The following is a 9,368-nucleotide window of genomic DNA, read 5'->3' as shown; positions in this document are numbered from 1 at the left end:
TGTGGGGCCTCCCCATGCGAGAGTAGGGAACTGCCAGGCATCCAATTAAAGCGTGCTGATATGGCTCAGTTGGTAGAGCGCACCCTTGGTAAGGGTGAGGTCCCCAGTTCGACTCTGGGTATCAGCACCAGTTTTAAAAAAAGCATGAGTTCGGGTAAAAGAATTTGCCTGGCGGCACTAGCGCGGTGGTCCCACCTGACCCCATGCCGAACTCAGAAGTGAAACACCGTAGCGCCGATGGTAGTGTGGGGTCTCCCCATGCGAGAGTAGGGAACTGCCAGGCACCAAACACAGAAGCCCTGAACGAAAGTTCAGGGCTTTTTTGTTTTTGCCTGACAGGATAAAAACGCGCAGCCATAAAAAAGCCCCTGCTGCATGGCAGGGGCAGAGCTAAGGGCGCTGAGATCAGTGAATAACCTGCGACAGAAACGCGCGGGTACGCTCTGAGCGTGGATTAGCGAAGAACTCCTCTGGCGGCGCCATCTCTACGATCTCTCCCCGATCCATAAAGATCACCCGGTCAGCCACCGTACGTGCAAATCCCATTTCATGCGTCACACACAGCATGGTCATGCCATCTTCTGCCAGGCCAATCATGGTATCCAGCACCTCTTTTACCATCTCAGGATCAAGGGCTGAAGTCGGCTCGTCAAACAGCATAATTTTGGGTTTCATACAGAGCGAACGGGCTATCGCCACACGTTGCTGCTGACCACCAGAGAGCTGACCCGGAAACTTATGTGCATGTTCGGCGATGCGCACCCGCTCAAGGTAGTGCATCGCCAGCGCTTCCGCCTCCTTCTTTGGCATCTTTCTCACCCAGACAGGGGCCAGCGTGCAGTTCTGCAGAACGGTAAGATGCGGGAACAGATTGAAGTGCTGAAACACCATGCCGACTTCGGTGCGTACCCGTTCGATGTTACGCACGTCATCGTTAAGATGAATACCGTCCACGACGATACGCCCCTGCTGATGCTCTTCCAGATGGTTGATACAGCGAATAGTGGTCGATTTTCCTGAGCCTGACGGACCGCAGAGTACAATGCGCTCACGCGGTTTAACCTGCAGATTAATATCCTTAAGCACGTGAAACTGTCCGTACCATTTGTTCACGTTTTCGAGCGTAATCATCATAGCGTTAGCCGCCGTCGTTATTGTGGATGTCATAGTAAACCTCAGTGCGCTTTACGCCCGGTGTGAAAACGCTTCTCCAGATACTGGCTATAGCGCGACATGCTAAAACAGAAAATCCAGTAGACCAGTGCAGCAAAGACATAGCCTTCTGTGGACATGCCCAGCCATGCAGGATCGACCGTGGCCTGCTGCACGCTGCTGAACAGATCAAACAGGCCGATAATGATCACCAGACTGGTATCTTTGAAGAGTGCGATAATGGTATTCACCAGTCCGGGGATCGTGAGCTTAAGCGCCTGCGGCAGGATCACCAGCGCCTGCGTCCGCCAGTATCCCAGCGCCAGCGATTCAGCCGCTTCATACTGGCCTTTTGGCAGTGCCTGCAGACCGCCGCGCACCACTTCCGCCACATAGGCGGACTGAAACAGAATCACGCCAACCAGCGCCCGAACCAGTTTGTCGATAGTCGTGCCTTCCGCCATAAACAGCGGCAGCATGACAGAGGACATAAACAGCACGGTGATCAGCGGTACGCCACGCCAGAACTCAATAAAAATAACGGATAGCGTACGCACCACAGGCAGGTTTGAGCGCCGGCCCAGTGCCAGCAGAATACCCAGCGGTAATGCGCCGGCGATACCAACGGATGCGATAATCAGCGTCAGCGTCAGGCCGCCCCACTGACGGGTTTCCACCCGCTCCAGACCAAAATAGCCGCCATAAAGCAGTAGCCACACCGCGATCGGATAGAGCACCGCCCAGCAGGCCAGATAGCGGCCACGGCGCGGCATGGCGCGGATAAAGAGCGGAATGACTGACAGTAAACCGATAACCAGAGCCAGGTTGATTCGCCAGCGCAGTTCGTGCGGATAGAGTCCATACATAAACTGACCAAAGCGCGCATGGATAAACACCCAGCAGGCCCCCGCTTTAGTGCAGTCAGCACGGGTTTCACCCAGCCAGTTTGCCTGAAATATCAGCCAGTTCAGTGCCGGTGGAATAACACTCCAGATGAGCCACAGACTGACCAGCGTAAGCAGGGTATTCAGCCAGCCGGAAAAGAGATTTTTGCGCGCCCAGCTCCAGCTCTTCTGCAGCAGATTACTGCTTACCGGCGGCGTTTCATGCGTTGTCACAGACATAGTGTTTCGTTCTCTTAACGCTCAACCAGCGCAATTTTGCGGTTATAGAGGTTCATCAGCAGGGAAATGGTCAGGCTGATGATGAGATAAACCGCCATGGTAATCGCAATGGTTTCTATTGCCTGGCCGGTCTGATTAAGCACCGTACCGGCAAAAAGCGACACCATATCGGGGTAGCCGATAGCGGCGGCCAGCGACGAGTTTTTGACTACGTTTAAATACTGACTGGTCAGCGGAGGAATAATGACGCGCATCGCCTGAGGAATAATGACCTGACGTAGCGTCACGGGATTCGGCAGTCCCAGCGAGCGCGCTGCTTCACTCTGGCCATGTGGTACTGACTGAATACCGGCGCGGATCACCTCAGCAATAAATGAAGAGGTATAAATAGAGAGCGCCACCGTCAGCGCCGCCAGCTCCGGGATCATCACAAAGCCACCGCGGAAATTGAATCCGCGTAGCTCAGGCACATCCCAGTGCACGCCCGCGCCGAACAGGGTATGAGCAATCAGCGGCAGCAGCACAATGAGCCCGGCTGCAGCGGGCCAGGTACGACGCAGCTGACCGGTTTTCAGCTGATGTTTACGATTAAAGCGAAACAGCGCCAGGCTGGCGATAATGCTTAACGCCAGCGCAACCAGAAACGGCAGCGTACCAGGTGCATACTGGGGCCATGGAATATACAAGCCACGATTGCTGACAAAGGCGAGGTCAAAGGCGTTTAGCGCCTGGCGCGGACCCGGCAGATTACGCAGTACGGCAAAGTACCAGAAGAAAATCTGCAGCAGCGGCGGAATATTACGGAACGTCTCAATATAAATGGCAGAGAGCTTACGCAGCAGCCAGTTATCGGACAGGCGCGCCAGGCCTACCGCAAAGCCAAGCAGGGATGCAAAGACGATGCAAAGTGCAGAGACCAGCAGGGTATTGGTCAGCCCGACCATAAAGACCCGGGCGTAGGTATCTCCCTCGGTGTAGTCAATCAGATGCTGAACAATACCAAAACCGGCACTGCGCTCCAGAAAGCCAAAACCTGACGTAATGCCGCGGTTAGCCAGATTGATAATGGTGTTGTGGATTAAATATCCCACCACGGCCACTACCGCAATAATCGCGACAAACTGGTAAAGCCAGGCGCGAACCGCAGGGTTACCGAATGAAAAATCCCTTTTCACGGTTGGGCGTTGCGACATGTTGAAACCTCAATGGTAGATACGCGTGGGCACCGCAGGACGCGGTGCCCGACTGGCACAGCAGTAAATCAGCGCACCGGCGGTGCGTACTGAATACCGCCCTGATTCCAGAGCGCATTCTGTCCGCGTGCGATTTTCAGCGCGCTATCTTTACCGACGTTGCGGTCAAAAATTTCCTGATAGTTGCCCACCTGCTTGATGATGTTATAGGCCCACTTGTTATCAAGTTTCAGGTCTTTACCAAAGTCGCCTTCTGCACCCAGCAGATGCGCCATGTCAGGCGTGGTCGGTTTTGCTGCCATCTGATCGACGTTCTTTGAGCTGATGCCCATCTCTTCGGCATTCAGCATGGCAAACAGCGACCACTTAACAATCGTAAACCAGTCATCGTCACCGCGACGTACCAGCGGCCCGAGCGGCTCTTTGGAGATCACTTCCGGCAGTACAATAAATTCGTCAGGCTTGCCCAGCTTGATACGCAGCGCATAGAGCTGGGATTGATCGGAGGAGAGTGTATCGCAGCGGCCGCTATCAAGTGCTTTGGCTGACTCATCGGAGCGGTCAAAGGTGACCGGGGTGTACTGCATTTTATTCGCTTTGAAATAGTCGGCGACATTGAGTTCGGTATCGGTACCCGCCTGAATACAGACCGTTGCGCCATCCAGCTCTTTGGCACTTTTCAGTCCCGCTTTCTTATGCGTCAGGAAGCCAATGCCGTCATAGTAATTTACGCCGGCAAACAGAAAGCCCATTCCGCCATCGCGTGAAGAGGTCCAGGTAGTATTACGCGACAGGATATCCACTTCGCCCGACTGCAGCGCAGTGAAGCGCTCTTTAGCCGTCAGCGGGGTATATTTAACTTTGCCGGCATCGCCAAACACGGCAGCGGCGGCGGCGCGGCAGACATCCACATCAATACCCGTGAATTTGCCGCTGGCATCTGCGTACGAGAAACCAGGCAGTCCATCACTGATCCCACACTGCACAAACCCTTTCTTTTTAATTGCGTCCAGAGTGGTACCTGCATGCGCCTGCTGAGTCACGCTCAGCAGCGTGGCAGCGGCAATCAGGGTGGAGAGCATCATCTTTTTCATAAAGCATCCTGTGTGGCGGTTCGTCTGTTGTTATTGTGGTGCGCACTTTGTAGTGCACTGCTGTCTGTCGGTGGCAATTAGCCATCCAGCCTGTTGCAAAGCTGATGCCAGGTTTGCAGCGGGCTGAATTCTTCAGGAAAGAGCGTCAGAAAAGGGCAGGAAGTAACGTGCGGTTACTATCGCGCACCAAAAGGCGGCATGACGAGTCGCCGCGATCACAAATAGTGCAAATAGTTTCACTATTGGAGCGCAGTGTGAGCTACCGCTCATTAGCCGGACCAGTTAATGCCGCTATGGGTAAACGCAGCAGTGACCGGGGATAGTGGCAGGCACGTGTGAACAGCCCGCAGATTTACGCAGGAGAGGGAGCAGGAAAAATGACGCAGGAGATTGCAACGATAGTTACCATTCAGGCGGTAACTGTTTCATGCAGGGTGACAGACGGAAGCGGCAACAAAAACAAAAACGCCAGCCCGGAGGCTGGCGTTATCGCAGCAACGAACAATTAGTTCATGCCGTATTTTTTCAGCTTCTTACGCAGAGTACCACGGTTGATACCCATCATCAGGGCTGCACGGGTCTGGTTGCCACGGGTATACTGCATTACCATGTCCAACAGAGGCTGCTCAACTTCAGCCAGTACCAGCTCATACAGATCACTAACATCCTGACCATTCAGTTGAGCAAAATAGTTCTTCAGTGCCTGTTTAACCGAATCACGCAGTGGCTTTTGGGTCACCTGATCCTGTGAGTTAACGGTAGAAACGGTCAGTACGTCAGAATTTACGCGTTGTTCGAACATAGTTCTTTCAGCTCTTTATTTCGTTTACGCAAGATTTTCGAAGTATGCCTCCAACGCCTCCAGCTGTTCGCTGGCATCCTCAATGGCGTTGAATGTGCGCCGAAACTGGTCGTCAGGGGCACTTTCCTGCAAATACCAGGAAACGTGTTTTCGGGCAATACGGTATCCCTTGCGCTGACCGTAAAAGTCGTGCAGCTCCCGTATATGTCCAATCAGCATTTGCTTCACCTCTGCCAGCGGCTTTGGTGCAAGCAGCTCCCCTGTGTCCAGATAATGCTGGATTTCCCGGAAGATCCACGGTCTTCCCTGAGCAGCACGTCCTACCATCAGAGCATCTGCCCCGGTGTAGTCGAGCACTGCCCTGGCTTTATGCGGGTCAGTTATGTCCCCATTCGCGATAATCGGAATGGAAACGCTCTGCTTAACTGTCCGAATGCTGTCGTATTCAGCCTGCCCCTCAAACAAACAGGCGCGGGTGCGTCCATGAATGGTGAGAGCCTGAATGCCACAACGTTCAGCCAATTGGGCAATCTCTGTACAATTACGATTTTCTTTGTCCCAGCCGGTGCGAATCTTCAGCGTAACCGGTACGTCTACTGCATTAACGACCGCACGGAGAATCGATTCTACCAGTTGCGGATGCTGCAGCAGCGCGGAGCCAGCCATCTTACGATTCACTTTTTTAGCCGGACAACCCATATTGATATCGATAACCTGCGCGCCAGACGCAACGTTAATTCGCGCGGCGGCAGCCATCTCATCGGGATCGCAGCCAGCAATTTGCACGGCACGAATGCCGGGCTCGTCACTATGCACCATACGCAGCCGGGATTTGTCACTGGCCCAGACTTCCGGGTTAGATGACAGCATCTCGGAGACAGTCATACCGGCGCCGTTCTCGTAACAGAGTGTGCGAAATGGCTTGTCGGTTACTCCGGCCATAGGCGCAGCAATGAGGCGATTACGTAGCTGGTGGTGTCCAATGCGCATGAAAAAAGAAGTGACCCTAACTGTTCGCAAGGCGGCGTATATTACGCATTTTTTCCGGAAGATGAAAGGCCAAACTTTGAACAACAGCCTCTTAACATTAAAGCGTCTGCGCTGCCATCAACCCGCCTCTCATAATAGTCTTTTAAAATCATTGGGTTAAATATTTAAGGCGAAATTGTGAACAAACATTTTTCTGAATTCAGACCGCAAAACGCGATATAAAAGCCGCGATTTTAACGAATTAACCACAGAATTAACGGCTATTTGCGCAAATTTAATACAAAATTATTCTGTCCGAAGGCAGTGCCGGTGGTGCATGCTATCTGTTCCGAAGAAACCCCAGGCTTGCGCTTGCAGACCTGGGGTAAAAACTAACGCAGGCGTCCGGTAATACGGCACCACTCTTCTTTCTCCGCGACCGGATCAAGTGCGAAGCGCTCAGCATAAGCTTCACAAACGCTTTCTGCCTGACTGGCCAGTACGCCAGAAAGACCAAGGTAGCCGCCTGCTTTTGGCAGAACGCCAATCAGCGGTGCCAGTTCGCGCAGCGGGCCCGCCAGAATGTTGGCGACCACCACGTCAGCCTGCAGGTTTTCAGGCTGCTGATGCGGCAAATAGAGCGACAGGCGATCTGCCACGCCGTTGCGTTCAGCGTTATCGCGGCTCGCCTGAATGGCCTGCGGATCGATATCGATCCCGATCGCCTGTGCGGCACCCAGCTTGAGCGCGGCGATCGCCAGAATGCCGGAGCCGCAGCCAAAGTCGATCACCGTTTTGCCCTGCAGATCGAGACCATCCAGCCAGCTCAGGCAGAGTGACGTGGTAGGGTGAGTTCCGGTGCCGAAGGCCAGGCCGGGATCGAGCATGACGTTGACCGCGTCCGGATCGGGAACATCACGCCAGCTTGGACAGATCCACAGGCGCTCACCAAAGCGCATCGGATGGAAGTTGTCCATCCACTCGCGCTCCCAGTCTTTATCTTCGATCTGCTCGATCTTGTAGTGAAAGGTCGATCCCGGCACCGGCTGCAGACGCAGTGCGGCTACCACCTCATCCATATCACTTTCGGCGTCAAACAGGCCAATGACATCAGTATCACCCCACAGTCGGGTTTCACCCGGAAGAGGTTCATACACCGGATTGTCGTGCGTGTCCTGAAACGTCACCGAGACGGCACCCACTTCCATCAGAGCATCGCTCAGCGGCTCAGCCTGTTCTCCGGTGCTGTTAATCTTGATTTGAATCCATGGCATAGCGTTTCTCTTTATTTCAGTGCAGCGTCGTGCGTCGCAGACGCGCTGCCAAACAGGTTACCTGCCAGAAAAGCGAGCAGGCTCAGGGTTAGCGAGGGAACAATAGGGTGGAGTCCCCACCACTCAATATTCAGGCTGGCGAGCAGCGTATAGCTTACGGCGCCGGCGATCATACCGCTGATGGCTCCGGCAGCATTGGCGCGCTCCCAGTAGAGACCCAGCACCAGCGGCCACAGAAAGACCGCTTCCAGCCCGCCAAACGCCAGCAGATTAAGCCAGATGATCATATCCGGCGGATTCCAGGCCGCCAGCAGCAGCAGGATGCCCAGCACAAAAGTAATCGTGCCGGAGAGCATGCGCAGCCGCGCTTCATTTTCACTCTGCCGGGGCGCAAGACGCAGATAGAGATCTTTGATCAGCGTAGCGGATGCCTGCAGGAGCTGCGCGTTAATGGTCGACATAATGGCCGCCATCGGCGCGGCAAGAAAAATGCCGGCTGCCATCGGCGGCAGTACGGTAATCATCAGCGTCGGGATCACCTGGTCAGGTATGGTCAGGTCAGGCAATACCACACGTCCCAGCGCGCCAGCCAGATGCATCCCCAGCATCAGGATCACCACCACGATGGTGCCGAGAATGATCCCGCGATGCATCGCCTTGCTGTCTTTGTAAGAGATGCAGCGTACGGCGGTATGTGGCAAACCGATAACGCCAAAGCAGACCAGTACGGCGAATGAGCTGAGGAAGGCAGGTGTAATCACATTGCCTGCCCCTTCCGGCGACACCAGTTGCGGATCGATAGCGCGCAGCGTGCTGACCGCGTGACTCAGCCCGCCGGCATGATGAATAACAGCAAACAGCAGCAGAAACGTGCCAGCCAGCATTACCAGCCCCTGCATCGCATCGTTCAGCACGCTGGCGCGAAAGCCCCCGAAAGCCGTATAAAGGGCGATAGTTCCGCCAAAAATCAGCAGGCCCGTATCGTAAGGAATGCCCGCCGCCGTTTCCAGCAGGCGAGCGCCGCCGATAAACTGCACGGTCATGGCACCGATAAATGCCACCAGCAGGCTGATACTGGCCAGCCAGATCAGCAGCGGGCTGCGATAGCGACCATAAAGCATATCGTTGAGCGTTACTGCGTTATAGCGCCGGGCCAGAATGGCAAATTTCTTGCCGAGCACGCCCAGTGATAGCCAGACGGCAGGCACCTGAATCATCGCCAGCAGTACCCAGCCCAGACCATATTTATAGGCGGCACCGGGCCCCCCTATAAATGAGCTGGCGCTGATATAGGTTGTGGTCAGCGTCATGGCCAGCACAAACCCGCCCATGGAGCGGCTGCCGAGAAAATATTCGGTCAGAAAACTGCCCTGGCGCTGTTTGCGCATGGCGATTACCGATAGCACGGCGATCAGAACCAGGTAAGCCAGCAGCGGCAGAAGGATCTCACTCTCCATCACGGTCCTCCAGTGACATATCACGGAAAATGACGCGGACCATCAGCGCACAGAGTCCGGTAAACAGTAGCGGTGCAAATATGCAGGAGAGTTCGAACCAGCGGGGCAGGCCAGATATTCCGCTTTGCGTCCCGCCGAGCCAGGCAGACAGGGCCCACACCAGCAGATATGCGAGAGCGAGGCCCAGCGACCAGCGCGCCTCTTTGTTCGCTTGTAGAAAACGCCCATCCATCAGATAACCTCACAGGCGATAACAATAAAAAAGGCCGGATTAACCGGCCTCTGTCGTGCTCTGCGCTGCGA

At 54.7% G+C, this 9,368-nt stretch carries 9 protein-coding genes, 1 tRNA gene and 1 rRNA gene; 2 read left to right on the top strand and 9 right to left on the bottom strand.

Annotated elements, in window-relative coordinates:
* Window positions 1-54 precede the first annotated feature (54 nt).
* Together DBY66_RS09770 and rrf are read left to right on the top strand one after the other, a co-directional pair.
* Window positions 55-130, top strand: a tRNA-Thr gene (locus DBY66_RS09770).
* 37 nt (window positions 131-167) lie between these two features.
* Window positions 168-283: ribosomal RNA gene (gene rrf / locus DBY66_RS09765) — 5S ribosomal RNA — on the top strand.
* Window positions 284-405: 122 nt separating this feature from the next.
* On the opposite strand, the gene DBY66_RS09760 is transcribed toward rrf, so the two are convergent.
* The 9 genes from DBY66_RS09760 to DBY66_RS09720 all read right to left on the bottom strand — a co-directional run bounded on the left by DBY66_RS09760 (window position 406) and on the right by DBY66_RS09720 (window position 9,297).
* Window positions 406-1,167 carry an amino acid ABC transporter ATP-binding protein gene (locus DBY66_RS09760; RefSeq protein WP_071669154.1) on the bottom strand — a complete coding sequence of 254 codons (762 nt, stop codon included), beginning with the start codon at window positions 1,165-1,167 and terminating at the stop codon, window positions 406-408.
* 8 nt (window positions 1,168-1,175) lie between these two features.
* Window positions 1,176-2,276, bottom strand: a complete 1,101-nt coding sequence (locus tag DBY66_RS09755) for an amino acid ABC transporter permease (RefSeq protein ID WP_071669155.1) — start codon at window positions 2,274-2,276, stop codon at window positions 1,176-1,178.
* A gap of 14 nt (window positions 2,277-2,290) precedes the next feature.
* The gene (locus DBY66_RS09750; RefSeq protein WP_071669156.1) at window positions 2,291-3,469 is read right to left on the bottom strand and encodes an amino acid ABC transporter permease; all 1,179 of its coding nucleotides are present in this window, start codon (window positions 3,467-3,469) and stop codon (window positions 2,291-2,293) included.
* A gap of 68 nt (window positions 3,470-3,537) precedes the next feature.
* Complete coding sequence (locus DBY66_RS09745) at window positions 3,538-4,563, bottom strand: amino acid ABC transporter substrate-binding protein (protein WP_071669157.1); 1,026 nt, start codon at window positions 4,561-4,563, stop codon at window positions 3,538-3,540.
* A gap of 505 nt (window positions 4,564-5,068) precedes the next feature.
* Window positions 5,069-5,365, bottom strand: coding sequence for a DNA-binding transcriptional regulator Fis (fis, locus tag DBY66_RS09740; protein ID WP_003855228.1), 297 nt, complete (start codon window positions 5,363-5,365; stop codon window positions 5,069-5,071).
* Window positions 5,366-5,389: 24 nt separating this feature from the next.
* Window positions 5,390-6,355: a tRNA dihydrouridine synthase DusB gene (gene dusB / locus DBY66_RS09735; protein ID WP_039380734.1), complete on the bottom strand. Its 966-nt coding sequence runs from the start codon at window positions 6,353-6,355 to the stop codon at window positions 5,390-5,392.
* Window positions 6,356-6,726: 371 nt separating this feature from the next.
* Entirely contained in the window at window positions 6,727-7,608 is an 882-nt protein-coding gene (gene prmA, locus DBY66_RS09730) for a 50S ribosomal protein L11 methyltransferase (RefSeq protein ID WP_039380731.1), read from the bottom strand.
* Window positions 7,609-7,619: 11 nt separating this feature from the next.
* Window positions 7,620-9,065: a sodium/pantothenate symporter gene (gene panF, locus DBY66_RS09725; RefSeq protein ID WP_104085371.1), complete on the bottom strand. Its 1,446-nt coding sequence runs from the start codon at window positions 9,063-9,065 to the stop codon at window positions 7,620-7,622.
* A complete protein-coding gene (locus DBY66_RS09720) occupies window positions 9,055-9,297 on the bottom strand; it encodes a YhdT family protein (RefSeq protein WP_071669160.1) in 243 nt (80 codons plus the stop codon). The genes panF and DBY66_RS09720 overlap by 11 nt, the downstream gene beginning before the upstream one ends.
* Between the last annotated feature and the right edge of the window lie 71 nt (window positions 9,298-9,368).

Origin of the sequence: Pantoea sp. RIT413, assembly GCF_003057675.2 — a bacterium.
Taxonomy (GTDB): Bacteria; Pseudomonadota; Gammaproteobacteria; order Enterobacterales; family Enterobacteriaceae; genus Pantoea; species Pantoea eucrina.
The sequence above is the reverse complement of the archived record's forward strand: the minus strand, read 5'-3'. Positions and strand labels throughout refer to the sequence as shown.

What these genes read in the sequence shown, in the direction of transcription:
- DBY66_RS09760 (WP_071669154.1), bottom strand. Translation starts at nt 1,167, where the DNA reads ATGACATCCACAATAACGACGGCGGCTAACGCTATGATGATTACGCTC.
- DBY66_RS09755 (WP_071669155.1), bottom strand. Translation starts at nt 2,276, where the DNA reads ATGTCTGTGACAACGCATGAAACGCCGCCGGTAAGCAGTAATCTGCTG.
- DBY66_RS09750 (WP_071669156.1), bottom strand. Translation starts at nt 3,469, where the DNA reads ATGTCGCAACGCCCAACCGTGAAAAGGGATTTTTCATTCGGTAACCCT.
- DBY66_RS09745 (WP_071669157.1), bottom strand. Translation starts at nt 4,563, where the DNA reads ATGAAAAAGATGATGCTCTCCACCCTGATTGCCGCTGCCACGCTGCTG.
- fis (WP_003855228.1), bottom strand. Translation starts at nt 5,365, where the DNA reads ATGTTCGAACAACGCGTAAATTCTGACGTACTGACCGTTTCTACCGTT.
- dusB (WP_039380734.1), bottom strand. Translation starts at nt 6,355, where the DNA reads ATGCGCATTGGACACCACCAGCTACGTAATCGCCTCATTGCTGCGCCT.
- prmA (WP_039380731.1), bottom strand. Translation starts at nt 7,608, where the DNA reads ATGCCATGGATTCAAATCAAGATTAACAGCACCGGAGAACAGGCTGAG.
- panF (WP_104085371.1), bottom strand. Translation starts at nt 9,065, where the DNA reads ATGGAGAGTGAGATCCTTCTGCCGCTGCTGGCTTACCTGGTTCTGATC.
- DBY66_RS09720 (WP_071669160.1), bottom strand. Translation starts at nt 9,297, where the DNA reads ATGGATGGGCGTTTTCTACAAGCGAACAAAGAGGCGCGCTGGTCGCTG.